Origin of the sequence: Pseudomonas putida, from assembly GCF_028682395.1 — a bacterium.
Lineage (GTDB): Bacteria > Pseudomonadota > Gammaproteobacteria > Pseudomonadales > Pseudomonadaceae > Aquipseudomonas > Aquipseudomonas putida_AB.
The window spans coordinates 334,591-361,179 of sequence record NZ_JANHLC010000004.1 but is presented as its reverse complement, the minus strand read 5'-3'; the positions used below and the strand labels follow the sequence as shown (position 1 = coordinate 361,179).

The window sequence follows — 26,589 nt, the reverse complement described above, 5'->3', positions numbered from 1 at the left end:
CGTCTGAACTCTGTCTATCGGAACTCGGTCTGACAGGAGGATTTGCAGCGCAACTCGCGTTAAACTGCGCGGGTTTTTAGCCCCCCCATTCTCCGGAGCCATCCATGTCCCGCGTTACCCTGAGTCGCTATTTGATTGAGCAGACCCGCAGCAACAACACTCCTGCCGATCTGCGCTTCCTGATCGAAGTGGTGGCGCGTGCCTGCAAGGAGATCAGCCACGCCGTGTCCAAAGGCGCCCTGGGTGGTGTGCTGGGCAGCATGGGCACTGAGAACGTGCAAGGTGAAGTGCAGAAGAAGCTCGACGTGATTTCCAACGAAATCCTGCTCGAAGCCAACGAATGGGGCGGTCACCTGGCCGGCATGGCGTCCGAAGAAATGGACAATGCCTATCAGATCCCTGGCAAGTACCCCAAGGGTGCCTACCTGCTGGTCTTCGACCCGCTGGACGGCTCCTCGAACATCGATATCAACGCACCGGTCGGGACAATCTTCTCAGTACTGCGTTGCCCCAACGAATACCTGAGCCAGAACGAAGCCCTGAACGAAAAGGCCTTCCTGCAGCCCGGCACCGAGCAGGTCGCCGCCGGTTATGCCATTTACGGCCCGCAGACCATGCTGGTGCTGACCCTGGGTGATGGCGTCAAGGGCTTTACCCTGGACCGCGAAATGGGCAGCTTCGCCCTGACCCATGAAGACATCAAGATCCCGGAATCCACTCAGGAATTCGCGATCAACATGTCTAACCAGCGTCACTGGGAAGCCCCGGTTCAGCGCTACGTCAGCGAATTGCTGGCGGGCGAAGAAGGCCCGCTGAAAAAGAACTACAACATGCGCTGGGTGGCCGCGATGGTTGCCGATGTGCACCGTATCCTGACCCGTGGCGGTTTGTTCATGTACCCGCGTGACAGCCGCGAGCCGTCCAAGCCGGGCAAACTGCGCTTGATGTATGAAGCCAACCCGATGTCGTTCCTGGTCGAGCAGGCAGGTGGCGCGTCCACCGATGGCCATCAGCGGATCCTCGATATCCAGCCCGAAGGCCTGCATCAACGCGTCGCGGTGTTCCTGGGTTCGAAGGAAGAAGTCGAGCGCGCTACGGCGTACCACAAGGCATAAACCATGACCGCGCCCTGGCAGCCGTTGCTGGATGAGTGGTTCGGTGATTATCCGACCGGGGCCCAGACAGCGGCTGCCAGGGGCGGGTTATGGTTCGGCAAGCGTGACAGCCAGGATATCGAGGCGCGAGAGCGTTTCGGTGCCCAGGTCGAGCAGGCACTGGCCGGTGGATTGACCGAGTGGGCGCAATGCCCCGAAGGTTGGCTGGCCCTGGTGCTGTTGCTCGATCAACTGCCACGGATGATCTTTCGTGGTACACCCAAGGCCTTTTCCGGCGACAGTCGGGCCCAGACTCTCGTGGCCCAAGGGATTGCGGCGGATTTCGACCGGCAGTTGCCGCCCATTCGGCGGACCTTTATCTATCTGGTTTTCGAGCATTGTGAGCACCTGTCGGTGCAGAACGAGGCGGTGTCGCGTTTTGCCGCCTTGCTGGCGGAGCAGCCGGAACCCGAGCGGGCGATCTTTGCCGATCAGTTGGACTATGCCGAACGACATCGGCAGGTCATTGCCCGGTTTGGCCGGTTTCCCCATCGCAATGCAATCCTGGGTCGTGAGTCCAGCGCTGAAGAACGGGCGTTCCTGCGAGAGCCAGGCTCGGCGTTTTAAGGCGAACCTGGCGTTTCTCGCCCACGCTAGATTCTGAAACTACCCACCAGGTGCTGGAGGCGGGCAGCCTGTTGCTCCAGGTCCGCACAGGCGCGCAGGGTCGCCTGCAGGTTTTCCACACCCTCCTGGTTCAGGGTATTGATTTCAGTGATATCGATGTTGATCGACTCGACCACGGCCGTCTGTTCTTCGGTGGCCGTGGCGACCGACTGGTTCATCCCGTCGATCTCGCCGATCCGCTGGGTCACGCTGCTCAGGCGTTCGCCGGCCTGATTGGCAATCCCCACGCTGCTTTCGCTCTGGCGCTGGCTGTCGGTCATGGTGGTCACGGCCTCGCGGGCGCCAATCTGCAGTTCCTCGATCATCTTCTGGACCTGCTGGGCCGAGTCCTGGGTGCGGTGGGCCAGGTTGCGCACTTCGTCGGCGACCACGGCAAAGCCACGCCCGGCCTCGCCGGCACGGGCGGCTTCGATCGCGGCATTGAGGGCGAGCAGGTTGGTCTGCTGGGAGATGCTGGTGATCACTTCGAGGATCTGGCCGATATTGACCGTGTTGCTATTGAGCGTTTCGATGTTGGTGCATGAGTCGCTGATTTTTGACGAGAGCTGGTGCATGGCGCTGATGGTCTGGTCCACCACCTGCTGACCCTCGGTCGCCAGGCCGCGCGCGTCACTGGAGTGCTGCGAGGCGAGGGCGGCGTTCTGGGCGATTTCCTGGGCAGCGGCGCCCAGTTCATTGATGGCCGCGGCGACGCTGCTGGTACGGCTGGCCTGCTGGTCGGAGTTGAACATCGAGGAATTCGAGGCGCTGACCACGCGCAGGGCCACTTCGTTGACCTGGCCGGTGGCGGAGGCGACTTCACGGATCGAACCGTGAATACGTTCGACGAAACGGTTGAACGACAACCCCAGGGTGCCGAACTCATCGTGGCCATGGATGTTCAGGCGTTTGGTCAGGTCGCCCTCGCCCTCGGCGATATCGTGCATGGCGCGCCCCATCACGTGCAGGGGCTCCATCAGCACCCGGATCAGCACGCCGAGCAGGGCGATGATGATCACGACGGCAATCACCATGGCGATCAGTGCCGAAGTGCGGAACTCGCCGAGCATGGCGAAGGCGGCATCCTGGTCGAGCACCAGGGCCACGTACCAGTCGGCCGAGGGCACGCCGTTGACGCGGGTAAAGGAGATAAACTGGGTCTTGCCGTCGACTTCAACCTCGCTCAGGCCGGCGCTGATTTTCGGGGCGCCGCTGGGGTAGGCGTCGCTGAGGTTCTTGAGGATCAGCTGGCTGTCCGGGTGGATCAGGATCTTGCCGTTGCCACTGACGATAAAGGCCTGGCCGTGGCCGCCGAAGTTCAGCGAATTGATAATCGCGCTGATGCTGCCCAGGTCGATATCGGCACCGGCGACACCCAGCGTAGTGCCCTGGCGCTGCACCGGAGTGGCAACCGTTACTACCAGTTTGCCCGAGGAGGAGGCGATGTAGGGCTCGGTGACGATGGTCTGGCCGGCCTGGCTGGCCGCCTTGTACCAGCCGCGTACGCGCGGATCGTAGTCGGCCGGGCGGTTGCCGGCGGGCACGGAAAACATCACGCCGTCCTGGCCGCCGAAGTAGCTCAACTGGAAGTTCGCGGCATAAACCGGCAGGCCGACACTGCGCTTCAGGCTCTCGTTGGCGTTGCCGTCGACGGCGATCTGCTGTGCCAGCGATTGCAGCAGTTGGATCCGGCTTTCCAGCCAGGTCTGGATATTGCTTGTGGTCAGGCTGCCCAGATCTTGCATGGAGGCTTCGGTACTGCTGCGCAAGGTTTGGCGTTGGCGGTAATCGTTGAACAGGATAAAGCAGGCGAAGGCCACGGCGACCACCAGGGCGGCGGCGAGCAAAATCTTATGGCTGAACTTGAGATTACGGGTCATGGGGAAGGAGGTCCGCAGCGGCTGGTGTAGGGGTGGCGTCAATTTGCCACACTCTATTGGGGCAAGTCGGCAGATGATGCCCGTTCTTCGTGAAAGTTCCAGGTTCACACAAGGAATCCGACGAAATACCGTTAATCCAAGGGAACTTACTGATTTTCAAGAAAAAACCTTGTTTCTAGAAATGATAAAAAGCCTGGATGGCTGGGGAACCAGAACCTTGTTTTCTCTTCTAAGCTTGCGGTAGGCCTTATCGCCATCCCCCCTTGTATCCAGGAGTTCCCCCCCATGTCGTTGCGCTCCCTTGCCCTACTGACCGTTTGCGTGTTGCTGGCTGCGTGCAGCAAGGTCACCCAGGAAAATTATTCGAAGTTGTCGGCCGGCATGCCGAAGGCCCAGGTCGAGGCATTGTTGGGTAGCCCGACCGATTGTGCCGGCGCGCTGGGGATGTCCAGTTGCACCTGGGGTGACGAGAAGAGCTTTATCAGCGTGCAATACGCGGGTGACAAAGTGCTGATGTTTTCCGGGCAGGGCCTGAAGTAGACCGGGGCCTCGGGCCTTCGGGAGAAGAAGATGATGCGTTTATTGATAAGCCTCTGCGCCGTGTTGCTCCTGGCCGGCTGTGCCGGGCATGGCGACGATCCGTTGCAGCCCAGGACCGTGGCCAGTGTCGACCTGCAACGCTACCAGGGCACCTGGTATGAACTGGCGCGCTTGCCGATGTATTTCCAGCGCAATTGCCTACAGTCCGAAGCTCGCTACAGCCTCAAGCCGGACGGCAATATGGCGGTCTACAACCGCTGCCTGACCGCGCAGTGGGAATGGGAGGAAGCCAAGGGCACGGCGCGGCCGCAGGTGCCGGGCAAGACCGACAAGCTGTGGGTGGAGTTCGATAACTGGTTCTCGACCCTGCTGCCGGGCGTCGCCAAGGGCGAGTATTGGGTGTTGTATGTCAGCGACGACTACAAGAGTGCGATTGTCGGCAGCCCGGATCGGCGCTACCTGTGGTTGCTGTCGCGCACCCCGCAGATCAACCCGGTGCATCGCGAGGAGTTGCTGAGCAAGGCGCGTCAGCAGGGCTACGATACGAGCCGACTGATCTGGCGCACGCCGGATGCGCAGATGCCCAAGCTGCACAAGGACGATCGCTGATCGCTCTGCAGGCGCGAGCACGCTCGCCCCTGCAGAGGCTGGTCAGCCCAGCAGCTCGCGCAGTACCTGGGTGAACGCCTGGCTGCTTTGCGCTTCGTCGGCATGATGACCGTCGCGTATGACCCAGCGGCCATTGACCAGTACATCCCTGACCTGACGATCGCCGCCGGCGAATAACCAGCGGTTGAGAATGGCATCGCCTTCGGCTGTTGCCAGGTAGGGATCGTTGCCATCCAGCACCAGCCAGTCGGCGCGCTGGCCGACCTGCAGCTTGCCAATCGGTTGGCCAAGCGCCTGGGCGCCGCCAGCCAGTGCGGCGTCGTACAGCGTGCGCCCGACCATCGGCTGGTCGCCCCGATACAGGCGGTTGCGTCGCTGATCGCGCAGGCGCTGGCCGTATTCCAGCCAGCGCAACTCCTCGACCACACTCAGCGATACATGGCTGTCGGAACCGATGCCCATGCGTCCGCCTTGGGCCAGGAAGTCCACGGCGGGAAAGATGCCATCGCCCAGATTGGCTTCGGTGGTCAGGCACAGGCCGGCAACGGCCTGGCTGCGGGCCATCAGGCTGACTTCTTCAGGGTTGGCATGGGTGGCGTGGACCAGGCACCAGCGTGGATCGACCTCGACATTGTCGTAGAGCCATTGCAGCGGGCGCGTGCCGCTCCAGGCCACGCAGTCATCGACTTCCTTCTGCTGCTCGGCAATATGGATATGCACTGGGCAGTGGGGGTCGCTGGCCGCCAGCACGGTCTCGAGCTGCTGCGGCGTTACCGCCCGCAGGGAGTGAAAGCATAGCCCGAGCGCCTGCGCCGGTTGTGTTGCCAGGACCGGCCGCAGAGCGTCCTGCAGGCGCAGGTAGGCATCGGTGCTGTTGATAAAACGGCGTTGGCCAGCGTTCGGCGCCTGGCCGCCAAAGCCCGAGTGGCTATACAGCACCGGCAGCAGGGTCAGGCCGATCCCGGCGCACCGGGCGGCCTGGCTAATTTGCAGGGCCAGCTCCGCGCGGTCGGCGTAAGGCTGGCCGTTGTGGTCGTGATGGACATAGTGGAACTCGGCGACCGAGGTGTAGCCGGCCTTGAGCATTTCGATATACAGCTGGCGGGCGATGATGCCCAGTTGCGTGGGGGTGATCTTGCCGACCAGGCGGTACATCAGGTCGCGCCAGGTCCAGAAGCTGTCATTGGGATTGCCGGCCACCTCCGCCAGCCCGGCCATGGCCCGCTGGAACGCATGGGAGTGCAGGTTGGGCATGCCGGGCAGGACCGGTCCGTTGAGGCGCTCGGCATGGTGGGCGCTGGCGTCGGTCAGGATACTGCTGAGCGTGCCGTCGGCGTCCACCTCAAAGCGGACATTGGCGGCCCAGCCACTCGGCAGTAAAGCGCGCTCGGCAAAGAAGGCGGACATGGTTCGGCACCCCATCGTGTTTATTTGTATATACATATACAGACGTTTGCCTGCTCGGTAAACTCCGGCAAGCTAGCCCTCTTTAAATTCGAACAAGGATTTCCCGTGCCGACTCCGCCTGCCGTTTCCTCGCTGGCTGCCCACCTGGGTGACAGTCCGGCGCCGCTGTATGCCCGTGTAAAGCAGATGATCACCCAGCAAATCGAAAGCGGAAACTGGCCGCCACACTACCGCGTGCCGTCGGAGAGTGAACTGGTCAGCCAGTTGGGGTTCAGCCGTATGACCATCAACCGCGCCCTGCGGGAAATGACCGCCGAAGGCCTGTTGGTCCGGATGCAGGGCGTCGGAACCTTCGTCGCCGAACCCAAGAGCCAGTCGGCCCTGTTCGAAGTCCACAATATTGCCGATGAGATCGCCTCGCGCGGTCATCGCCATACCTGCCGGGTGGTCAGCCTGGGTGAGGAGGCCGCAGGTTCCGAGCGCGCGCTGGCGTTGGATATGCGCGAAGGGCAGCGGGTATTCCACTCGCTGATCGTGCATTTTGAAAACGATATCCCGGTGCAGATCGAGGATCGCTTCGTCAATGCACAGATCGCTCCGGACTACCTCAAACAGGATTTCACCCTGCAAACCCCTTATGCCTACCTGTCCCAGGTCGCCCCGTTGACCGAGGGTGAGCATGTGGTCGAGGCGATTCTGGCCGAGCCGCAAGAGTGCAGTCTGCTGCAGATCGAGCGCGGCGAACCCTGCTTGCTGATTCGCCGTCGCACCTGGTCAGGGCGCCAGCCAGTGACGGCGGCGCGCTTGATCCACCCCGGTTCCCGTCACCGTCTGGAAGGACGCTTCAGTAAATGAGCCAGTTGAAAGTACTGCGCGCCGCTGATTACGCGCGTATGCCGTGGAAAAACGGCGGCGGTAGCACCGAGGAAATCACCCGTGATACTGGCGAAGGCCTGGAAGGTTTTGGTTGGCGCCTGTCGATTGCCGATATCAGCGAGTCGGGCGGTTTCTCAAGCTTTGCCGGCTATCAGCGGATCATCACGGTGCTCCAGGGGGCCGGGATGACCTTGCGGGTCGACGGCCGGGTCACGCGGGCCTTGCTGCCGCTCGATGCCTTTGCCTTCAACGGTGCCAGCCAGGTGGGGTGTGCCTTGCTGAACGGGCCGATTCGCGACTTCAACCTGATCTATGCCCCGGATCGTTTCCGCGCCCGCCTGCAATGGCTGGATGGCGGGCAGCAGCGCCTGTTCAGTTCGGCCGATGTGGTGCTGGTCTTCAGTGTCGCCGACCAACTGCATGTCGGGCTGGGCAATAGCGGCTACGAATTGCTGGGCCGGCACGATTGCCTGCAGATCGAAGGCAACCCGGGGTTGCAGGAACTGGCCCTGACCGGACGTTGCTGCGTGGTCGAGTTGACGGCGGCCTGAGCGACCTGTCGCGATGGCACAACCTCTATGTTGTGCAACCGCGAGCCTGGGTGCCCCGTCTGCGCCCCGGCGTGTTACCGAATGCCCCAGAACGGCGCAATGCCGGGCTGTAGTAACAAGAAACCTCAGTGCGTCTTCCTCCTCCCGGTCTTCTTCCCTCTCTAGCGAGCGCCTGATTTCACAGGGCTGTCCAGGCTTTTTTGCTTTTCTCCAAGGGCGTTTCGGCAAGTTGGCCGCTTGATTGCATATGCTTGTATGTACAAGTAGAGATGTGTGTGTAAGAGCCCATCGGCTGCACTGACCACCCCCGTCTTTTCCCCTTGCACCGGGACAGTCCCGCGCAAGTTTTCACGCCCACTGCCTGGGCGGGTTCGGATGATTGCAGAGGAGTTTTTTCGTGACCGACAACAGCCAGAAATCGACCGCCACTTTTACCACCCACCGCGCTGGTGAAATCCGTGCCGCCCGGGGTAACACCCTGACTGCCAAAAGCTGGCTGACCGAAGCCCCCCTGCGGATGCTGATGAACAACCTCGACCCACAGGTCGCCGAGAACCCCAACGAACTGGTGGTCTATGGCGGGATCGGCCGGGCCGCACGCAATTGGGAATGCTACGACAAGATTGTCGAAAGCCTGACCCAACTGAACGACGACGAAACCCTGCTGGTGCAGTCCGGCAAGCCGGTCGGCGTATTCAAGACCCACAGCAATGCGCCGCGCGTGCTGATTGCCAACTCCAACCTGGTGCCGCACTGGGCCACTTGGGAACACTTCAACGAACTGGATGCCAAGGGCCTGGCAATGTACGGCCAGATGACCGCCGGCAGTTGGATCTATATCGGTAGCCAGGGCATCGTCCAGGGCACCTACGAAACTTTCGTCGAGGCTGGCCGCCAGCACTATGACGCCAACCTCAAGGGGCGCTGGGTCCTGACCGCCGGTCTCGGCGGCATGGGCGGCGCGCAACCACTGGCCGCGACCCTGGCCGGGGCCAGCTCGCTGAATATCGAATGCCAGCAGAGCCGTATCGATTTCCGCCTGAGCAGTCGTTATGTCGACGAACAGGCCGCTGACCTGGACGACGCCCTGGCGCGCATCGAGCGCTACACCCGCGAAGGCAAGGCCATTTCCGTCGCCTTGCTGGGCAATGCCGCCGAAATTCTGCCGCAGCTGGTCAAGCGTGGCGTGCGCCCGGACATGGTCACCGACCAGACCAGCGCCCACGATCCGCTCAATGGTTACCTGCCTGCCGGCTGGACCTGGGACGAGTACCGCGCCCGCGCCCTGACCGAGCCGGCCGCCGTGGTCAAGGCCGCCAAGCAGTCGATGGCCGTGCATGTGCGTGCGATGCTCGACTTCCAGAAGCAGGGCATTCCGACCTTTGACTATGGCAACAACATCCGCCAGATGGCTCAGGAGGAAGGGGTCGAAAACGCCTTCGATTTCCCAGGTTTCGTCCCAGCTTACATTCGTCCGCTGTTCTGCCGGGGGATTGGCCCGTTCCGTTGGGCGGCGCTGTCCGGCGACCCGCAGGACATCTACAAGACCGACGCCAAGGTCAAGGAACTGATCCCCGACGATGCCCACCTGCACAACTGGCTCGACATGGCCCGCGAGCGCATCAGCTTCCAGGGCCTGCCGGCCCGTATCTGCTGGGTCGGCCTGGGCCTGCGCGCCAAGCTGGGCCTGGCCTTTAATGAGATGGTGCGCAGTGGCGAGCTATCGGCTCCCATCGTAATCGGTCGCGATCACCTGGACTCCGGTTCCGTGGCCAGCCCCAACCGGGAAACCGAGTCGATGCAGGACGGTTCCGATGCGGTCTCCGACTGGCCGCTGCTCAATGCTTTACTCAATACCGCCAGCGGCGCGACCTGGGTCTCGCTGCACCACGGCGGTGGCGTCGGCATGGGCTTCTCCCAGCATTCGGGCATGGTGATTGTCTGCGACGGCACCGACGAGGCGGCCGCGCGCATTGCCCGGGTGCTGCATAACGATCCGGCCACCGGGGTGATGCGCCATGCCGATGCGGGTTACCAGATTGCGATTGATTGCGCCAAAGAGCAGGGGCTGAACCTGCCAATGATTACCGGGAACTAAGTAACGGGTCGCCGCCTGCGTCGGCTTGGCGGGCGCAGGCTCAAGCACAAGGGGCGTGCGTGGCACCCGGATTGGACGTTGACAGGGCTGGATGCCTCTTGACTGCCGTTATCCCTTTCATGATTAGGAGCGTCACACAATGAGAATGACCAAGACCCTGCTGACCACGTTTGTTTCCCTAGGCCTTTTGGGCAGCGTTGGCGCGAGCCAGGCTGCGGGCTGGTGCGAGTCCGGCAAGCCGGTGAAGTTTGCCGGCCTGAATTGGGAAAGCGGCATGCTGCTCACCGATATCCTCCAGATCGTGTTGGACAAGGGGTACGACTGCAAGACCGATAGCCTGCCGGGCAACTCCATCACCATGGAAAACGCACTGAGCAGCAATGATATCCAGGTCTTTGCCGAAGAGTGGGTCGGGCGCAGCGAGGTCTGGAAGAAGGCCGAGAAGGCCGGCAAGGTCGTGGGTGTCGGTGCGCCGGTGGTGGGGGCGGTCGAAGGCTGGTATGTGCCGCGCTATGTGATCGAAGGCGATGCCAAGCGCAAGCTCGAAGCCAAGGCCCCGGACCTCAAGAGCATTGCCGACCTGAGCCGCTACGCCATGGTGTTCAAGGACCAGGAAGAACCGAGCAAAGGCCGCTTCTACAATTGCCCCGCCGGCTGGACCTGTGAGCTGGACAACAGCGAGATGCTCAAGCGCTACGGCCTTGAAGGCAGCTACACCAACTTCCGTCCGGGCACCGGCCCGGCGCTGGATGCTGCGGTGCTGTCGAGCTACAAGCGCGGCGAGCCGATCCTGTTCTATTACTGGTCGCCAACACCGCTAATGGGCCAGGTCGAGCTGGTCAAGCTCGATGAAAAACCGGGTGTCGACAAGACCGTGACCATCAAGGTCGGCCTGTCGAAGACCTTCCATGACGAGGCGCCCGAGCTGGTGGCGGTGCTGGAAAAAGCCAACTTGCCGATCGACCTGCTCAATCAGAACCTGGCCCGCATGACCCGGGAGCGCATCGAGTCGCCCAAGCTGGCGAAGCTCTTTCTCAAGGAGCATCCAGAGGTCTGGCACGCCTGGGTCAGTGAGGATGCTGCGAAGAAAATCGACGCAGCGCTGTAGGCCGGCCGGGAGCCTGGCTCCCTCCACTTGATCGAGAGCACCTTATGTTTCCCGAACGTTTCACCTTCTCCATCGCCGACTGGGTCAACGCCTGGGTTGACTCGTTGGTGACCAACTACGGCGATGTGTTCCGACACATCTCCGACACCCTGCTGTGGGCCATCGTCAACCTGGAAGGGCTGCTGCGCATGGCGCCCTGGTGGCTGATGCTGGCCATCGTTGGCGGGATCACCTGGCACGCCACGCGCAAGCTGCTGACCACTGCCGTGATTGTCGGCCTGCTGTTTCTGGTCGGCGCGGTCGGGCTCTGGGACAAGCTGATGCAGACCCTGGCGTTGATGCTGGTGGCGACGCTGATTTCGGTCCTGATCGGCATCCCCCTGGGCATTCTGTCGGCCCGCAGCAATCGGTTGCGCTCGGTGCTGATGCCGTTGCTCGACATCATGCAAACCATGCCCAGCTTCGTGTACCTGATTCCCGTACTGATGTTGTTCGGCCTGGGCAAGGTTCCGGCAATCTTCGCCACGGTGATCTATGCCGCGCCGCCCCTGATCCGCCTGACCGACCTGGGGATTCGCCAGGTCGATGGCGAGGTGATGGAGGCGATCAACGCCTTTGGCGCCAACCGCTGGCAGCAGTTGTTCGGCGTGCAGTTGCCACTGGCGCTGCCGAGCATCATGGCCGGGATCAACCAGACCACCATGATGGCGCTGTCGATGGTGGTGATCGCCTCGATGATCGGGGCCCGTGGCCTGGGTGAAGATGTGCTGGTGGGTATCCAGACTCTGAACGTCGGACGTGGGCTCGAGGCCGGCCTGGCGATTGTGATTCTTGCCGTGGTCATCGACCGCATTACCCAGGCGTATGGTCGCCCGCGACATGAGGTGAGCAAATGAGTGAGGCCAGTAGCAAGATCGAAGTGCGCAATGTCTTCAAGATCTTCGGCGCCCGCGCCGATGAGGCCCTGGCGATGATTCGCCAGAACAGCAGCAAGGACCAGGTGCTGGCCGCCACCGGCTGCGTGGTTGGGGTCAATGACTTATCGCTGACCATTGGTACCGGTGAGATCTTCGTGATCATGGGCCTGTCCGGCTCCGGCAAGTCGACCCTGGTCCGCCATTTCAACCGCCTGATCGACCCCACCAGCGGAGCGATCCTGGTGGACGGTGTGGATATCCTGCAATACGACATGGAAGCCCTGCGCCAGTTTCGGCGCAACAAGATCAGCATGGTCTTCCAGAGCTTCGGCCTGTTGCCGCACAAGAGCGTGCTGGACAACGTCGCCTATGGCCTCAAGGTTCGGGGCGAGAGCAAGGCCTATTGCGGCGAGCGCGCCCAGCACTGGATCAATACCGTAGGCCTCAAGGGCTACGAAAAGAAGTATCCGCACCAACTGTCCGGCGGCATGCGCCAGCGGGTTGGCCTGGCCCGGGCCCTGGCGGCCGACACCGACATCATCCTGATGGACGAAGCATTCAGTGCCCTCGATCCACTGATTCGCGCCGAAATGCAGGACCAGTTGCTCGAGCTGCAGAAGACCCTGCACAAGACTATTGTCTTCATCACCCATGACCTCGACGAGGCGGTGCGCATCGGCAACCGCATCGCGATTCTCAAGGACGGTCGACTGATCCAGGTCGGCACGCCGCGGGAGATTCTCCATACGCCGGCCGACGAGTACGTCGATCGGTTTGTCCAGCGACGGGTCGCGACCATCGAATAATGGTTGGTGTCAGGGGGCCGCCCGGCGGCCCAAACGAAATCAGTGAGGGCGTGCAGTATGTCGTTGGTTGAAACAGTCTTAATCGCCGAGGCGCCACTGCGCTGGCAGGATGTGGTGGCAGTCGCCCGTCACGGCGCGCCCTTGGCGCTGTCGAACCCGGTCTGGGCTCGGATCGAAAATGCCCAGGCCATTGTCCGGCGCATCGTTGCCAGTGGCGAGCGAGCTTATGGGGTCAATACCGGCCTGGGCGCCTTATGTAATGTGTCACTGGAACAGGAACAACTGGCCCAGTTGTCGCGCAATACCCTGCTCAGCCATGCCTGCGGCGTCGGCCCGGTGCTGAGCGACGAACAGACGCGGGCCATCATGTGCGCCGCCATCGCCAATTACAGCCAGGGCAAATCGGGTATTCAGCGCTCGGTGGTCGAGGCCCTGCTGGCGTTGCTCAACCGGGGTATCACGCCACAGGTGCCGTCCCAGGGTTCGGTCGGCTACCTGACCCATATGGCGCATATCGGCATCACCCTGCTCGGCGTGGGCCAGGTCAGCTACCAGGGGCAGATCGTCCCGGCAGAGCAGGCGCTGGCCGCCGAAGGCCTGGCGCCTGCGCAGTTGGGAGCCAAGGACGGCCTGTGCCTGGTCAATGGCACGCCCTGCATGACCGGCCTGAGCTGCCTGGCCCTGGCTGATGCGACTCACCTTCTGCAATGGGCCGACGTGATCGGCGCCATGAGTTTCGAGGCCCAGCGCGGCCAGATCGCCGCCTTCGATGCCGAGATCATTGCCCTCAAACCCCATCGAGGCATGCAGGTGGTCGGCGAGAATCTGCGGGCGCTGTTGGCGGACAGTGAGGTGATTGCCGCCAGCCAGGGCATCCGCACCCAGGACGCCTTGAGTATCCGTTCGATCCCGCAGGTTCACGGCGCAGCCCGTGACCAGTTGGAGCACGCACGGGTGCAGATCGAAACCGAGCTCAATGCCGTCACCGACAACCCCATGCTGCTTGGCACCCCGGAACACTATCGGGTGGTGTCCCAGGCCAATCCTCATGGCCAGTCGGTGGCCATGGCGGCCGATCTGCTGGCCATGGCCATGGCGGAAATCGGCTCGATTGCCGAGCGTCGCCTGGATCGCCTGATCAATCCCCATGTCAGCGGCCTGCCGGCGTTTCTGGTCAGCCAGCCGGGGGTTAACTCCGGGATGATGATTGTCCAGTACGTGGCCGCGTCGCTGTGCGCGCAGAACCGCCAATTGGCCCAACCCGCAGTCCTGGACAATTACGTCACATCGGGGCTGCAGGAGGATCACTTGAGCCTGGGAACCAATGCCGCGCTCAAGTTGCTGCAACTGTTGGAAAACTGCACGCAGATCCTTGCCATCGAATACCTGCTGGCGGCCCAGGCCTTCGAGTTTCTGCGTGAGCAGGGCTTCGGTGCCGGCACGGCGCTGGCCTGGCGTCTGCTGCGCGAGCATGTACCTGCGTATGAGCAGGATCGCTGGCTGGCGCCGGATATTGCCCGCAGTGCGGCCATTCTCAAGGACCCTCAATCTCTGGCATTGCTGTTACCGAATCTGCGATAAGGAGCACAAGATGACTGCGCTAACCCTGATTCCCGGCCAGCTAAGCCTTGCCCAACTGCGCGCTATTTATCAGCAGCCGCTGCAACTGAGTCTGGATGCCAGCGCTGCGGCGCCCATCGACGCGAGCGTGGCCTGTGTCGAGCAGATCCTGGCCGAAAATCGCACCGCCTACGGCATCAACACCGGTTTTGGCTTGCTGGCTTCGACGCGGATTGCCCGCGAAGACCTGGAAAATCTCCAGCGTTCCCTCGTGCTGTCCCATGCCGCCGGCGTTGGCGAGCCGCTCAGCGATGCCTTGGTGCGGTTGATCATGGTGCTCAAGGTCAACAGCTTGAGCCGGGGCTTTTCCGGGATCCGTCGGCAGGTGATCGATGCGCTGATCGCGTTGATCAATGCCCAGGTCTATCCGCATATTCCGCTCAAGGGGTCGGTGGGGGCGTCTGGTGACTTGGCGCCGCTGGCCCATATGTCGCTGGTACTGCTGGGCGAAGGCAAGGCGCGTTTTCAGGGGCAGTGGCTGGATGCGCCGACGGCGCTGAAGCAGGCCGGCCTGCAACCGCTGACGCTGGCGGCCAAGGAAGGCCTGGCCTTGTTGAACGGCACCCAGGTCTCCACGGCGTTTGCCCTGCGTGGGCTGTTCGAGGGTGAAGACCTGTTCGCCGCCGCGCTGAGTTGCGGCAGCCTGACCGTCGAGGCGGTACTGGGCTCGCGTGCGCCCTTCGATGCACGCATTCATGCGGCCCGCGGCCAGCGCGGGCAGATCGATGCGGCGGCCAGCTATCGCCACCTGCTGGGCGAGCGCAGCGAAGTCTCGACGTCCCACCAGAACTGCGACAAGGTCCAGGATCCCTACTCCCTGCGCTGCCAGCCACAGGTGATGGGGGCCTGCCTGACCCAGTTGCGCCAGGCCGCCGAGGTGCTGGCTGTCGAGGCGAACGCCGTCTCGGATAACCCGCTGGTCTTTGCCGCCGAGGGGGATGTGCTCTCCGGGGGGAATTTCCATGCCGAGCCGGTGGCCATGGCCGCCGACAACCTGGCCCTGGCCATTGCCGAGATAGGCTCGCTGAGCGAGCGACGGATCTCGTTGATGATGGACAAACATATGTCCCAGTTGCCGCCGTTCCTGGTGGCCAATGGCGGGGTCAACTCCGGCTTTATGATTGCCCAGGTCACCGCGGCCGCGCTGGCCAGCGAGAACAAGGCCCTGGCCCATCCCCACAGTGTCGACAGCCTGCCCACCTCGGCCAACCAGGAAGACCATGTGTCCATGGCCCCGGCGGCCGGCAAGCGTCTCTGGGAAATGGCCGAAAACACCCGGGTGATCCTGGCTGTGGAGTGGCTTGCCGCTTGCCAGGGCCTGGACCTGCGTGCGGGGCTGAAGACCTCACCCCGTCTTGAGCAGGCCCGGGCAGTGCTGCGCGAGAAGGTTGCGTACTACGACAAGGATCGTTTCTTCGCCCCGGATATCGAGGCGGCCGGGCAACTGCTGGCCTCCCGCTGCCTGAATGCGCTGGTACCGGCGCAACTGTTGCCCAGTTTGTAATCGCGAGCCCGTTCGCACCGACAAGGAATAGAGAGATGAAGACGCTCTGGCACAACTGCCATGTGGCGAGCATGGCCCAAGGCAGTTACTCGATGATCGAGGATGCTGCGATAGTGACCCGCGGGACGCAGATCGAATGGATCGGCCCGCGAAGCGAGCTGCCCGCAGACGACTATGGGCTCGTCGAGGATCTGGACGGCGCCTGGGTCACCCCGGGGCTGATCGATTGCCACACCCATGCGGTGTTTGGCGGCACCCGCAGCGCGGAGTTCGAGCAGCGCCTGCAAGGTGCCAGCTATGCCGAGATTGCCGCCGCCGGTGGTGGCATCGCCAGTACCGTGCGAGCCACGCGTGCGGCCAGTGAGGACGAGTTGTTCAGCAGTGCTTGCCAGCGCCTGAACAACTTGTTGCGTGAAGGCGTGACCACGGTCGAGATCAAGTCCGGCTACGGGCTGGACCTGGCCAATGAGCGCAAGATGCTGCGGGTTATCCGCCGCCTGGGCGAGGTGCTGCCGGTGACGGTGCGCAGTACCTGCCTGGCCGCCCATGCGCTACCGCCCGAATACGCCGAGCGTGCCGACGACTATATCGAGCATATCTGCACCGAGATGCTCCCGGCCCTGGCGGCGCAGGGGCTGGTCGATGCGGTGGATGCCTTCTGCGAGCACCTGGCCTTTTCACCGGCTCAGGTCGAGCGGGTATTTATTGCGGCGCGGGAGCTGGGCCTACCGGTCAAGTTGCACGCCGAACAGCTGTCGTCCCTGCATGGCTCCAGCCTGGCGGCGCGCTACCAGGCACTGTCGGCGGATCACCTGGAGTTCATGACCGAGGCGGATGCCGTGGCCATGGCGCAGGCCGGCACGGTCGCGGTCCTGTTGCCGGGGGCGTTCTATTTTCTGCGCGAAACCCGCTTGCCGCCGATGGACGCCCTGCGTCGGCATGGGGTGAAAATCGCGATTGCCAGTGACCTCAACCCCGGCACTTCACCGGTGCTGTCGTTGCGTCTGATGCTGAATATGGCCTGCACGCTGTTTCGCCTGACGCCGCAGGAGGCGCTGGCGGGTGTCACTCAGCATGCCGCCACGGCCCTGGGCTTGGGCGCAACCCATGGTTCGCTGGAGGTGGGTAAGGTCGCCGACTTTGTCGCCTGGAGGATCGAGCGCCCGGCGGACCTGGCCTACTGGCTGGGCGGTGATCTGGAGAAACGCATCGTGCGCCATGGCCGCGAAGTACTGATCTAGGAGAGTCCCCATGGACCCGGTATTGAGTTTCAAGCAGGGCCGCGTGCCCTTGCTGATCAGCATGCCCCACGCGGGCGTACGCCTGACCCCGGCTGTCGAGGCTGGTTTGATAGAACAGGCTGCAAGCCTGCCGGACACCGACTGGCATATCCCGTTGCTCTATGAATTTGCCGCCGAACTGGGCGCCAGCACCCTGGCTGGCGAGTACTCGCGCTTTGTCATCGACCTCAATCGCCCGGCCGATGACCAGCCTTTATATGTTGGCGCCACCACCGGGCTGTATCCCGCCACGCTGTTCGACGGTGTGCCGCTGTTTCGCGAAGGCAGGGTGCCGTCGGCTGAAGCGCGTGCCGGCTACCTGGCGCATATCTGGACGCCTTATCACGAAACCCTGCGCCAGGAGCTGGCGCGGCTCAAAGCCGAGTTTGGCTATGCCTTGCTGTTCGATGCCCACTCGATCCGCTCGCTGATTCCCCACCTGTTCGACGGCAAGCTGCCTGACTTCAACCTGGGTACGTTCAATGGCGCCAGTTGTGACCCGCAGTTGGCCCGCCGGCTGGAGGCAATCTGCGCGCAGCACCCTGCCTACAGCCATGTGTTGAACGGCCGCTTCAAGGGCGGGCATATCACCCGGCACTATGGCGCCCCGGCCGCGCAGATCCACGCCGTGCAGCTGGAGCTGGCGCAAAGTACCTATATGGAAGAGGTCGAGCCGTTCCGCTATCGGCCGGACCTGGCGGCGCCGACCCAGGCGGTGCTCAGGCAATTGCTGGAAGGACTGCTGGACTGGGCGCGCGGGCATTACGCGGGCTAAACACACAATTTATTCAAGGACATGCTCATTACGCGATTCGGGTTTATGATGCCCAACGGCAGAACGAACCACGTCCCCCCAGGGATGACCCGACCCCCTCCGGAGCGCGCAATGCAGACTTTGTACCCGCAGATCAAACCCTACGCCCGGCACGATCTGGCCGTGGACCAGACGCATGTGCTCTATGTCGATGAAAGCGGCTCCCCCGAAGGCCTGCCGGTGGTCTTTATCCACGGTGGCCCGGGCGCGGGTTGCGATGCCCAGAGCCGCTGTTTTTTCGATCCCAACCTGTACCGCATTGTCACGTTCGATCAGCGCGGCTGCGGGCGGTCGACACCCCACGCGAGCCTGGAAAACAATACGACCTGGGACCTGGTCGCCGACCTTGAGCGTATCCGCGAGCATCTGGGCATCGAAAAGTGGGTACTGTTCGGTGGGTCCTGGGGCTCGACCCTGGCACTGGCCTATGCGCAGACCCACCCGGAGCGTGTGCACGGGTTGATTGTCCGTGGGATCTTCCTGTGCCGCCCGCAGGAAATCGAGTGGTTTTACCAGGCCGGCGCCAGCCGCCTGTTCCCGGATTACTGGCAGGACTATGTGGCACCGATCCCGCTGGACGAGCGCGACGACCTGCTCAGCGCCTTCCACAAACGCCTGATCGGCACCGACCAGATTGCCCAGATGCACGCGGCCAAGGCCTGGTCGACCTGGGAAGGTCGCACCGCGACGCTGCGGCCGAACTCGATGGTGGTTGATCGGTTCTCTGAACCGCAGCGCGCACTGTCGATTGCCCGGATCGAATGCCATTACTTCACCCATAACGCCTTCCTCGAACCTAACCAACTGATTCGCGACATGCATAAGATCGCCCATCTGCCGGGGGTGATTGTCCATGGCCGCTACGACGTGATCTGCCCGCTGGACAATGCCTGGGAACTGCACCAGGCCTGGCCCAACAGCGAGTTGCAGGTGATCCGCGACGCCGGCCATGCTGCGTCGGAGCCGGGGATTACCGATGCCCTGGTGCGCGCTGCCGACCAGATGGCCCGGCGTCTGCTCGACCTGCCCCTCGAAGAAGCATGAAGGGCCTGCTCCAGCGCGTGCGCGGCGCGCGGGTCGAAGTGGCGGGGGAAGTGGTTGGGGCCATCGATAACGGCCTGCTGGTACTGGTTGCCGTCGAACCCGGCGACACCGAGGCCAATGCCGACAAGTTGCTGCACAAACTGCTCAACTACCGGGTGTTCAGCGATGCCGAGGGCAAGATGAACCTGTCCCTGGCGGATGTTGGCGGCGGTTTGCTGCTGGTTTCCCAGTTCACCTTGGCGGCCGATACGCGCAGCGGCCTGCGCCCTAGCTTCTCCACCGCGGCGCCTCCGGCGTTGGGCCAGGCACTTTTCGACTATCTTTTGCAGGCCGCACAACGCCAGCATCAACCGGTGGCGGCGGGGCGTTTTGGCGCGGATATGCAGGTGCATTTGGTCAACGACGGCCCGGTAACCTTTCTGTTGCAGACCTAAAATGTCGAAAAACAGCGTTTTTGGCTGAAAACGCTGTTTTTTCGCGATAAATACTTTGTTCCCCCTGATGCGTTGTCACGCGGCCTACTAGATAATCGCGCGCTACGGGGATCGGCGTTCGTTGGTCCATTTTGACTTTAGGTAGAGACTTGTCCGAAGCCGTCCAGGGAATCATTAAGCCCTTTCGGAGTCGGAACAATGCTCGCCAACCTGGCATATAGATAGCTGGCCGTTGGTTTTTTGATCTGTTTTCGGCGAGGGTTGCTCGTGATTGTTAGTCCCTGTAATGCACAAAAAATGCCTGCTACACGCTTGCGTAAAGCATTGCTGACAGGCTCTGCTCTGCTTTGCCTGCTCAGCGCGGGACAGCTCTGGGCATTCAACCTGGATGATGTGGCGGCCCAGGCCAAGACCCTGGCCGGGCAGAAGTACGAGGCCCCGCGCAGTAATCTGCCGAACGAGTTCCGCGAGATGAAGTTCGCGGACTATCAGGAGATCCGTTTTCGCAATGAAAAAGCGGAATGGGCTGACCTGAAGACCCCCTTCAAGCTGTCGTTCTATCACCAGGGTATGCACTTTGATACGCCGGTGAAAATCAACGAAATCACGGCCAATAGCGTCGAAGAGATCAAATACGATCCGTCGCGTTTCGACTTCGGTGATGTCAAGTTCGACCCCAAGGCCACCGAGAAGCTCGGTTATGCCGGTTTCCGTGTCTTGTACCCGATCAACAAGGCGGACAAGCAGGACGAAATCATGACCATGCTGGGCGCGAGCTACTTTCGCGTCGTCGGCAAGGGTCATGTCTACGGTCTGTCCGCCCGTGGCCTGGCGATCGATACCGCGCTGCCGTCCGGTGAAGAGTTCCCGCGGTTCAGCGAGTTCTGGATCGAGCGGCCCAAGCCGGCCGACAAGCACCTGGTGATCTTTGCCCTGCTGGACTCGCCACGAGCGACCGGCGCCTACCGCCTGACCCTGCGTCCGGGCACCGATACCATTGTCGACGTCAAGGCGCAGGTCTTCCTGCGTGAGTCCGTCGGCAAGCTCGGCATCGCCCCGCTGACCAGCATGTTCCTGTTCGGCGCCAACCAGCCGTCCAAGATCCTCAACTACCGTCGCGAGCTGCACGACTCCAGCGGCCTGGCGATCCATGCCGGCAATGGCGAGTGGATCTGGCGTCCGCTGAACAACCCGAAACACCTGGCGGTCAGCAACTTCACCGTGGAAAACCCGCGGGGTTTCGGCCTGCTGCAACGCGGGCGTGACTTCAGCCACTACGAAGACCTCGACGACCGCTACGACAAGCGCCCAAGCACCTGGATCGAGCCAAAGGGCGACTGGGGCAAAGGTTCTGTCGACCTGGTGGAAATCCCGACGGCCGATGAAACCAACGACAATATCGTTGCGTTCTGGAGCCCGGAAAAAATGCCGGAGCCGGGCCAGCCCATGGACTTCGCCTATCGCCTGCACTGGACCACCGACGAAGCTGCGCTGCATCCGGCGGACAGCGCCTGGGTCAAGCAGACCCTGCGCTCTACTGGTGATGTGAAGCAGTCGAACCTGATCCGCCAGGTCGATGGCAGCGTCGCCTATCTGGTCGACTTCGAAGGGCCGTCCCTCAAGGCCCTGCCGGAAGATGCGCCAGTGCGCAGCGTCGTCAGCGTCGGCGACAACGCCGAGCTGGTGGAAAACAGCGTGCGCTACAACCCCGAGACCCAAGGCTGGCGCCTGACCCTGCGGATGAAGATCAAGGATCCGGGCAAGTCCACTGAAATGCGTGCGGCCCTGGTCAAGGACATTCCTGTACCGGAGCCCGTCAAGGCGTCCTCGCAGGTGGCCAAGGCGGACAAGGTCGCGGCCAAGCAACATGAAAAAGCGGTCAAGGATGCTGCCAAGGGCAAGGAGGCCAAGCAGCCTGCTACCGAAGCGGCCCCGTCCACACCGGAGCCGGTCAAGACTGAACAAGTGCTGACCGAGACCTGGAGCTACCAGTTGCCAGCCGATGAGTAACACTCAAGCCGTGCCCGAAACCCTCGGTGAGTACCTGGCGCACTTGCCGCTCAGCGATCAGCAGCGCGCCGAGTTGGCGAGCTGCACCTCGTTTGCCGAGTTGCATGAACGTCTGGCTGCCCAGCCTGGCCAAGCACCCGACGACGCCGTGCAGGCGTCGGTAGGGCGGCGCCTGACGCTCGATAGCGCAGGCGAGCTGGAAGAGGCCGAGATGTTGACGGTCGACGCCAGTGGCCGGGTCTGCCTCAAGGCTACGCCACCGATCCGTCGGACCAAAGTCGTGCCGGAGCCATGGCGCACCAATATCCTGGTGCGCGGCTGGCGGCGCCTGACCGGGCGCAGCAACCCGCCGGCGCCCAAGCCCGACACGCGTGAGCTGCCCAATGCGCGCTGGCGCTGGGTCGGTTCGATGCGCCGCTACATCCTGCTGGTGTTGATGCTCGGCCAGACCATCGTCGCGGGCTGGTACATGAAAGGCATCATGCCGTACCAGGGCTGGGCGTTCGTCGACCTGGAAGAAGTGCTGCACCAGCCGCTGGCCGTCACCGCCCAGCAGGTGCTGCCTTATGCCCTGCAAACCAGCATCCTGATTCTGTTCGGGATCCTGTTCTGCTGGGTCTCCGCCGGTTTCTGGACCGCGCTGATGGGCTTTCTGGAGTTGTTGACCGGTCGCGACAAGTACCGGATTTCCGGGGCGAGCGCCGGGAACGAGCCGATTGCCAAGGACGCGCGGACCGCATTGGTCATGCCGATCTGCAACGAAGACGTTGCACGGGTGTTCGCCGGTTTGCGCGCGACGTTCGAGTCGGTGCAGGCCACGGGCGACCTGGATCGCTTCGACTTCTTCGTGCTCAGCGACAGTAACGACAGCGATATCTGCGTGGCCGAGCAACAGGCCTGGCTGGATGTCTGCCGTGAGGCCAAGGGCTTCGGCAAGATTTTCTATCGTCGCCGTCGGCGTCGGGTCAAGCGCAAGAGCGGCAACCTCGACGACTTCTGCCGTCGCTGGGGCGGTGACTACAAGTACATGGTGGTGCTCGACGCCGACAGCGTCATGAGCGGCGAGTGCCTGACCAGCCTGGTGCGCTTGATGGAAGCCACGCCGGATGCGGGCATTATCCAGACCGCACCGAAGGCGTCGGGCATGGACACCCTCTATGCGCGCATGCAGCAGTTCGCCACGCGGGTCTACGGTCCGCTGTTCACCGCTGGCCTGCACTTCTGGCAGTTGGGTGAGTCCCACTACTGGGGGCACAACGCGATCATCCGCATGAAGCCGTTTATCGAGCACTGTGCCCTGGCGCCATTGCCGGGCAAGGGCGCGTTCGCCGGGGCGATTCTGTCCCACGACTTCGTTGAAGCCGCGCTGATGCGCCGCGCGGGTTGGGGCGTATGGATTGCCTACGACCTGCCGGGTAGCTACGAAGAACTGCCGCCCAACCTGCTCGATGAGCTCAAGCGTGACCGTCGCTGGTGCCACGGCAACTTGATGAACTTCCGCCTGTTCCTGGTCAAGGGCATGCACCCGGTGCATCGAGCGGTCTTCCTGACCGGCGTGATGTCGTACCTGTCGGCGCCGTTATGGTTCTTCTTCCTGGTGTTGTCGACGGCCCTGCTGGCGGTCAATACGCTGATGGAGCCGCAGTACTTCCTGGAGCCGCGCCAGCTGTATCCGCTGTGGCCGCAATGGCATCCGGACAAGGCGATTGCCCTGTTCTCGACCACCATCGTGCTGCTGTTCCTGCCCAAGCTGCTGAGCATCATTCTGATCTGGGCCAAGGGTGCGAAAGAATTTGGTGGCAAGTTCAAGGTGACCCTGTCGATGCTGCTGGAGATGTTGTTCTCCATGCTGCTGGCGCCGGTACGGATGATTTTCCACACGCGCTTCGTGCTGGCCGCGTTCCTCGGCTGGGCGGCGACCTGGAATTCGCCCCAGCGTGACGACGACTCCACGCCATGGAGCGAGGCGATTCGCCGTCACGGGCCGCAAACCCTGCTGGGTGCGGCCTGGGCGGCCTTGGTGATCTGGCTCAACCCGAGCTTCCTGTGGTGGTTGGTGCCGATTGTCGGTTCGCTGATGCTGTCGATCCCGGTGTCGGTGATTTCCAGCCGGACCAACCTGGGCCTGCGCTCGCGCGACGAAAGCCTGTTCCTGATCCCCGAGGAATACGCCCCGCCCCAGGAGCTGGTGTCGACGGATCGCTACACCCACGAAAATCGCTGGCATGCGCTCAACGACGGTTTTATCCGCGCCGTGGTCGATCCGCAGCAGAACGCCCTGGCGTGTGCCCTGGCCACGGCCCGTCATGGCCAGGCCGAGCCCATCGAGTGGCTGCGTACCGAGCGTGTGCGTCATGCCCTGAAGGTCGGCCCCGAAGGGCTCGACAACACGGCGCGCCTGCAACTGCTCAGCGATCCAGTGGCCCTGGCTCGCCTGCATGCACAGGTCTGGGGTGAAGGCCATGAAGGCTGGCTGCACGCCTGGCGTCAGTCGGTGACGGCCGATCCCCATGCACCGTTGCTGCCGCTGCAGCCGCATACGGCGATAGGCCAACCGGCCTAAACGAAACGGCCTTGGGTGCAGACTCAAGGCCGTTTTGCTTGGCCTGGCGGTAATTATTCTGTCGTAAAACCCTTGTACTACCTCCCGAGTGCGTTAGCATCGCTCCCCGAACAGGTGCGCCGACTGGCGCCCGGATGAAAATAAAATCAGTTCAGGGGATTGGGGATGAAGAAGTATCTTTCGCGACTGCTGCTCGGGGTTTCGGCACTGGTTGCAGTGACTGCGGCACAGGCGGGCGCCATCGACGACGCGGTCAAGCGCGGCACCTTCAAGGTCGGCATGGACCCGACTTACATGCCATTTGAAATGACCAACAAGCGCGGCGAGATCATCGGCTTTGAAGTCGACCTGCTCAAAGCCATGGCCAAGGCCATGGGCGTCAAGCTGGAGCTGGTCTCTACCGCCTACGACGGCATTATCCCGGCCTTCCTGACCGGCAAGTTCGACATGATCGGCAGCGGCATGACCCTGACCCAGGAACGCAATCTGCGCCTGAACTTCAGCGACCCCTTTATCGTGGTTGGCCAGACCCTGCTGATTCGCAAGGAGCTCGAAGGCAAGGTCACTTCCTATAAGGACCTGAACAGCGCTGACTATCGCATCACCTCCAAGCTGGGCACGACCGGTGAAATGGTCGCCAAGAAGCTGATCGCCAAGGCCAAGTACCACGGTTACGACAATGAGCAGGAAGCCGTGCTCGACGTGGTCAACGGTAAGGCCGATGCCTTCATCTATGACGCGCCTTACAACGTTGTGGCCTTGAACAAGGTCGGCAACGGCAAGCTGGTCTTCCTCGACAAGCCTTTCACCTACGAGCCGCTGGCCTTCGGCCTGAAGAAAGGCGACTACGACAGCCTCAACTGGATCAATAACTTCCTGCACCAGATCCACGAAGACGGCACCTACGATCGTATCCATGACAAGTGGTTCAAAGACACCGCCTGGCTCAAGGATATGGAATAACCGCCCATTGCGGCCTGTGTTGTCGAGCCTCGCTCCTGCCTGCGGTAGGAGCGAGCCGGCTCGCGATTGCGTGTTAATGGCCCCTACGGAAGCTGCAAATTGATCAAGCAAAGAAAAGCCCAATGGCCCTGGCACGTGCTGACCGTGCTGGTGCTGGTCGGCCTGGCGGGCGCGTTGTATTACGCCACGTCACTGATGTCCTACGAATGGCGTTGGAACCGGGTGCCGCAGTATTTCGCCTATCAGGCGGAAGAGCCCCAGCGCGCCGCCGATATTTCCATCGTCAGCGAGATCGTGCGCAAGGGCGGCCAGGCCGAAGTGATCCTGCGCAACGATGCCGGTGACGAGCAGCACCTCAATGTCGACGAGAGCAGCCTGCTGGTCGCCCAGGGCGACGATGTGGCTGAAGGGGATGTGGTTGGCGTCACCCGTCATTGGGCGGCTGGGCCGCTGCTATGGGGCCTGTGGACCACGCTGTGGCTCTCGCTGGTCTCCGGTGTGCTTGGCCTGGTGATCGGGCTGTTTACCGGTTTGTGCCGGCTCTCCAGCAACCCGACCCTGCGCGACCTCTCGACGATCTATGTCGAACTGGTGCGCGGTACGCCGCTGCTGGTGCAGATCTTTATTTTCTATTTCTTTATCGGCACGGTGCTCAACCTGTCCCGGGAGTTTGCCGGGATCGCCGCGCTGTCGTTGTTCACCGGCGCCTATGTCGCCGAGATCGTTCGGGCTGGGGTGCAGTCGATTGCCCGTGGCCAGGGCGAGGCTGCGCGTTCCCTGGGCCTGAGCGCTGGCCAGTCGATGCGCCATGTGGTGCTGCCGCAGGCGTTCAAGCGCGTGCTGCCACCGCTGGCCGGGCAATTTATCAGCCTGGTCAAGGACACCTCCCTGGTGTCGGTCATTGCCATTACCGAGTTGCTCAAGAGTGGGCGTGAGGTGATTACCACCTCGTTCTCGCCGTTCGAGATCCTGTTTTGCGTGGCGGCCCTGTATTTGATGATCAACCTGCCGCTGTCGAAAATCGCCAGCCGGCTAGAGCGGAGGCTTGCGCAAAGTGATTGAAGTCCGCGACCTGGTAAAAATCTTCGATACCCGTGGGCAAGTGGTTCGCGCGGTGGATAACGTCAGCACCCAGGTGGCCAAGGGTGAAGTGTTGGTGGTGATCGGCCCGTCCGGCTCGGGCAAGTCGACCTTCCTGCGCTGCCTCAATGGCCTGGAAGAGTTCGATGCCGGTTCGGTGAGCATCGACGGCCTGGACCTGGCGCACCCCAAGACCGATATCAACGCCTATCGGCGTGAAGTGGGCATGGTGTTCCAGCACTTCAACCTGTTCCCGCATATGACCGTGCTGGAAAACCTGTGCCTGGCGCAGAAAGTGGTGCGCAAGCGCAACAAGCGCGAGCGCGAGGCCAAGGCCCTGGCGCTGCTGGAAAAGGTCGGGATCGGCCAGAAGGCTAATGAGTTTCCGTCACGCCTGTCCGGTGGTCAGCAACAACGCGTGGCGATTGCCCGTGCACTGGCCATGGATCCGAAGGTCATGTTGTTCGACGAGCCGACTTCGGCGCTTGACCCGGAAATGGTCGGTGAAGTGCTGGATGTCATGAAGACCCTGGCGCTGGAAGGCATGACCATGGTCTGCGTGACCCACGAAATGGGCTTTGCCCGGGAAGTGGCGGATCGGGTGCTGTTTTTCGATCACGGCAAGCTACTGGAAGACTCGCCGCCCGAAGCATTCTTCGCCGCTCCCAAGGATCCACGAGCCCAGGCCTTCCTCAGGCAAGTGCTCTAAAGCGGTAGTTCTCAGG

The 26,589-nt window shown here is 62.4% G+C and carries 23 protein-coding genes and 1 pseudogene; 21 read left to right on the top strand and 3 right to left on the bottom strand.

What is annotated here, in order from left to right; genetic code table 11:
* Positions 1 to 104 precede the first annotated feature (104 nt).
* Together NPS46_RS12875 and NPS46_RS12870 are read left to right on the top strand one after the other, a co-directional pair.
* Positions 105 to 1,115: a class 1 fructose-bisphosphatase gene (locus NPS46_RS12875; protein ID WP_274107681.1), complete on the top strand. Its 1,011-nt coding sequence runs from the start codon at positions 105 to 107 to the stop codon at positions 1,113 to 1,115.
* A gap of 3 nt (positions 1,116 to 1,118) precedes the next feature.
* A complete protein-coding gene (locus tag NPS46_RS12870; protein WP_274107679.1) occupies positions 1,119 to 1,721 on the top strand; it encodes a DUF924 family protein in 603 nt (200 codons plus the stop codon).
* Positions 1,722 to 1,747: 26 nt separating this feature from the next.
* On the opposite strand, the gene NPS46_RS25375 is transcribed toward NPS46_RS12870, so the two are convergent.
* Positions 1,748 to 2,512, bottom strand: a complete 765-nt coding sequence (locus NPS46_RS25375) for a methyl-accepting chemotaxis protein (RefSeq protein ID WP_425312740.1) — start codon at positions 2,510 to 2,512, stop codon at positions 1,748 to 1,750.
* Between the two features lie 93 nt (positions 2,513 to 2,605).
* Positions 2,606 to 3,640, bottom strand: a pseudogene (locus NPS46_RS25370) (HAMP domain-containing protein); the annotation flags it as partial.
* A 285-nt stretch (positions 3,641 to 3,925) separates the two neighbouring features.
* Here NPS46_RS25370 and bamE point away from each other — a divergent pair.
* Together bamE and NPS46_RS12855 are read left to right on the top strand one after the other, a co-directional pair.
* Entirely contained in the window at positions 3,926 to 4,180 is a 255-nt protein-coding gene (gene bamE / locus NPS46_RS12860; protein ID WP_274107675.1) for an outer membrane protein assembly factor BamE domain-containing protein, read from the top strand.
* A gap of 30 nt (positions 4,181 to 4,210) precedes the next feature.
* A complete protein-coding gene (locus NPS46_RS12855) occupies positions 4,211 to 4,789 on the top strand; it encodes a lipocalin family protein (RefSeq protein ID WP_274107673.1) in 579 nt (192 codons plus the stop codon).
* A gap of 42 nt (positions 4,790 to 4,831) precedes the next feature.
* Here the strand turns inward: NPS46_RS12855 and NPS46_RS12850 are convergent, their stop codons facing one another.
* Complete coding sequence (locus NPS46_RS12850) at positions 4,832 to 6,196, bottom strand: formimidoylglutamate deiminase (RefSeq protein ID WP_274107671.1); 1,365 nt, start codon at positions 6,194 to 6,196, stop codon at positions 4,832 to 4,834.
* A 105-nt stretch (positions 6,197 to 6,301) separates the two neighbouring features.
* On the opposite strand from NPS46_RS12850, the gene hutC reads away from it, so the two are divergent.
* The 17 genes from hutC (at position 6,302) to NPS46_RS12765 (ending at position 26,573) form a co-directional block, all read left to right on the top strand.
* Positions 6,302 to 7,051, top strand: coding sequence for a histidine utilization repressor (gene hutC / locus NPS46_RS12845; RefSeq protein WP_274107669.1), 750 nt, complete (start codon positions 6,302 to 6,304; stop codon positions 7,049 to 7,051).
* Positions 7,048 to 7,623 carry a HutD/Ves family protein gene (locus tag NPS46_RS12840; RefSeq protein WP_274107667.1) on the top strand — a complete coding sequence of 192 codons (576 nt, stop codon included), beginning with the start codon at positions 7,048 to 7,050 and terminating at the stop codon, positions 7,621 to 7,623. The genes hutC and NPS46_RS12840 overlap by 4 nt, the downstream gene beginning before the upstream one ends.
* A 397-nt stretch (positions 7,624 to 8,020) precedes the next feature.
* The gene (hutU, locus tag NPS46_RS12835) at positions 8,021 to 9,721 is read left to right on the top strand and encodes a urocanate hydratase (RefSeq protein ID WP_274107665.1); all 1,701 of its coding nucleotides are present in this window, start codon (positions 8,021 to 8,023) and stop codon (positions 9,719 to 9,721) included.
* A 139-nt stretch (positions 9,722 to 9,860) separates the two neighbouring features.
* Entirely contained in the window at positions 9,861 to 10,829 is a 969-nt protein-coding gene (locus NPS46_RS12830) for an ABC transporter substrate-binding protein (RefSeq protein ID WP_274107663.1), read from the top strand.
* A 44-nt stretch (positions 10,830 to 10,873) separates the two neighbouring features.
* Entirely contained in the window at positions 10,874 to 11,725 is an 852-nt protein-coding gene (locus NPS46_RS12825; RefSeq protein ID WP_274107661.1) for an ABC transporter permease, read from the top strand.
* Entirely contained in the window at positions 11,722 to 12,552 is an 831-nt protein-coding gene (locus tag NPS46_RS12820) for a quaternary amine ABC transporter ATP-binding protein (RefSeq protein WP_274107659.1), read from the top strand. Before NPS46_RS12825 ends, NPS46_RS12820 begins: the two co-directional genes overlap by 4 nt.
* Before the next feature lie 57 nt (positions 12,553 to 12,609).
* Positions 12,610 to 14,133, top strand: a complete 1,524-nt coding sequence (locus NPS46_RS12815) for an HAL/PAL/TAL family ammonia-lyase (protein WP_274107657.1) — start codon at positions 12,610 to 12,612, stop codon at positions 14,131 to 14,133.
* A 10-nt stretch (positions 14,134 to 14,143) separates the two neighbouring features.
* Positions 14,144 to 15,676 (top strand): histidine ammonia-lyase, encoded by a 1,533-nt coding sequence (gene hutH / locus NPS46_RS12810; RefSeq protein WP_274107655.1) that lies wholly within the window; start codon positions 14,144 to 14,146, stop codon positions 15,674 to 15,676.
* 35 nt (positions 15,677 to 15,711) lie between these two features.
* A complete protein-coding gene (hutI, locus tag NPS46_RS12805; protein WP_274107653.1) occupies positions 15,712 to 16,917 on the top strand; it encodes an imidazolonepropionase in 1,206 nt (401 codons plus the stop codon).
* 10 nt (positions 16,918 to 16,927) lie between these two features.
* Positions 16,928 to 17,731: an N-formylglutamate deformylase gene (gene hutG / locus NPS46_RS12800; protein WP_274107651.1), complete on the top strand. Its 804-nt coding sequence runs from the start codon at positions 16,928 to 16,930 to the stop codon at positions 17,729 to 17,731.
* Between the two features lie 111 nt (positions 17,732 to 17,842).
* Positions 17,843 to 18,814 carry a prolyl aminopeptidase gene (gene pip / locus NPS46_RS12795; RefSeq protein WP_274107649.1) on the top strand — a complete coding sequence of 324 codons (972 nt, stop codon included), beginning with the start codon at positions 17,843 to 17,845 and terminating at the stop codon, positions 18,812 to 18,814.
* Entirely contained in the window at positions 18,811 to 19,248 is a 438-nt protein-coding gene (gene dtd, locus NPS46_RS12790) for a D-aminoacyl-tRNA deacylase (RefSeq protein ID WP_274107647.1), read from the top strand. Before pip ends, dtd begins: the two co-directional genes overlap by 4 nt.
* Positions 19,249 to 19,545: 297 nt before the next feature.
* On the top strand, positions 19,546 to 21,258 hold the full coding sequence (locus NPS46_RS12785) for a glucan biosynthesis protein G (RefSeq protein ID WP_425312731.1): 1,713 nt from the start codon (positions 19,546 to 19,548) through the stop codon (positions 21,256 to 21,258).
* Positions 21,251 to 23,821 (top strand): glucans biosynthesis glucosyltransferase MdoH, encoded by a 2,571-nt coding sequence (mdoH, locus tag NPS46_RS12780; protein WP_274107643.1) that lies wholly within the window; start codon positions 21,251 to 21,253, stop codon positions 23,819 to 23,821. Before NPS46_RS12785 ends, mdoH begins: the two co-directional genes overlap by 8 nt.
* Before the next feature lie 165 nt (positions 23,822 to 23,986).
* Entirely contained in the window at positions 23,987 to 24,784 is a 798-nt protein-coding gene (locus tag NPS46_RS12775) for a transporter substrate-binding domain-containing protein (protein WP_274107641.1), read from the top strand.
* Between the two features lie 102 nt (positions 24,785 to 24,886).
* A complete protein-coding gene (locus NPS46_RS12770; protein WP_425312739.1) occupies positions 24,887 to 25,846 on the top strand; it encodes an amino acid ABC transporter permease in 960 nt (319 codons plus the stop codon).
* Complete coding sequence (locus NPS46_RS12765; RefSeq protein ID WP_274108069.1) at positions 25,839 to 26,573, top strand: amino acid ABC transporter ATP-binding protein; 735 nt, start codon at positions 25,839 to 25,841, stop codon at positions 26,571 to 26,573. Before NPS46_RS12770 ends, NPS46_RS12765 begins: the two co-directional genes overlap by 8 nt.
* Positions 26,574 to 26,589 lie beyond the last annotated feature (16 nt).

Bases quoted from the DNA above. Each gene is read 5' to 3' on its own strand.
- NPS46_RS12875 (WP_274107681.1), top strand. From the start codon at position 105: ATGTCCCGCGTTACCCTGAGTCGCTATTTGATTGAGCAGACCCGCAGC.
- NPS46_RS12870 (WP_274107679.1), top strand. From the start codon at position 1,119: ATGACCGCGCCCTGGCAGCCGTTGCTGGATGAGTGGTTCGGTGATTAT.
- NPS46_RS25375 (WP_425312740.1), bottom strand. From the start codon at position 2,512: ATGTTCAACTCCGACCAGCAGGCCAGCCGTACCAGCAGCGTCGCCGCG.
- bamE (WP_274107675.1), top strand. From the start codon at position 3,926: ATGTCGTTGCGCTCCCTTGCCCTACTGACCGTTTGCGTGTTGCTGGCT.
- NPS46_RS12855 (WP_274107673.1), top strand. From the start codon at position 4,211: ATGATGCGTTTATTGATAAGCCTCTGCGCCGTGTTGCTCCTGGCCGGC.
- NPS46_RS12850 (WP_274107671.1), bottom strand. From the start codon at position 6,196: ATGTCCGCCTTCTTTGCCGAGCGCGCTTTACTGCCGAGTGGCTGGGCC.
- NPS46_RS12840 (WP_274107667.1), top strand. From the start codon at position 7,048: ATGAGCCAGTTGAAAGTACTGCGCGCCGCTGATTACGCGCGTATGCCG.
- NPS46_RS12830 (WP_274107663.1), top strand. From the start codon at position 9,861: ATGAGAATGACCAAGACCCTGCTGACCACGTTTGTTTCCCTAGGCCTT.
- NPS46_RS12825 (WP_274107661.1), top strand. From the start codon at position 10,874: ATGTTTCCCGAACGTTTCACCTTCTCCATCGCCGACTGGGTCAACGCC.
- NPS46_RS12820 (WP_274107659.1), top strand. From the start codon at position 11,722: ATGAGTGAGGCCAGTAGCAAGATCGAAGTGCGCAATGTCTTCAAGATC.
- NPS46_RS12815 (WP_274107657.1), top strand. From the start codon at position 12,610: ATGTCGTTGGTTGAAACAGTCTTAATCGCCGAGGCGCCACTGCGCTGG.
- hutH (WP_274107655.1), top strand. From the start codon at position 14,144: ATGACTGCGCTAACCCTGATTCCCGGCCAGCTAAGCCTTGCCCAACTG.
- hutI (WP_274107653.1), top strand. From the start codon at position 15,712: ATGAAGACGCTCTGGCACAACTGCCATGTGGCGAGCATGGCCCAAGGC.
- hutG (WP_274107651.1), top strand. From the start codon at position 16,928: ATGGACCCGGTATTGAGTTTCAAGCAGGGCCGCGTGCCCTTGCTGATC.
- pip (WP_274107649.1), top strand. From the start codon at position 17,843: ATGCAGACTTTGTACCCGCAGATCAAACCCTACGCCCGGCACGATCTG.
- dtd (WP_274107647.1), top strand. From the start codon at position 18,811: ATGAAGGGCCTGCTCCAGCGCGTGCGCGGCGCGCGGGTCGAAGTGGCG.
- NPS46_RS12785 (WP_425312731.1), top strand. From the start codon at position 19,546: ATGCCTGCTACACGCTTGCGTAAAGCATTGCTGACAGGCTCTGCTCTG.
- mdoH (WP_274107643.1), top strand. From the start codon at position 21,251: ATGAGTAACACTCAAGCCGTGCCCGAAACCCTCGGTGAGTACCTGGCG.
- NPS46_RS12775 (WP_274107641.1), top strand. From the start codon at position 23,987: ATGAAGAAGTATCTTTCGCGACTGCTGCTCGGGGTTTCGGCACTGGTT.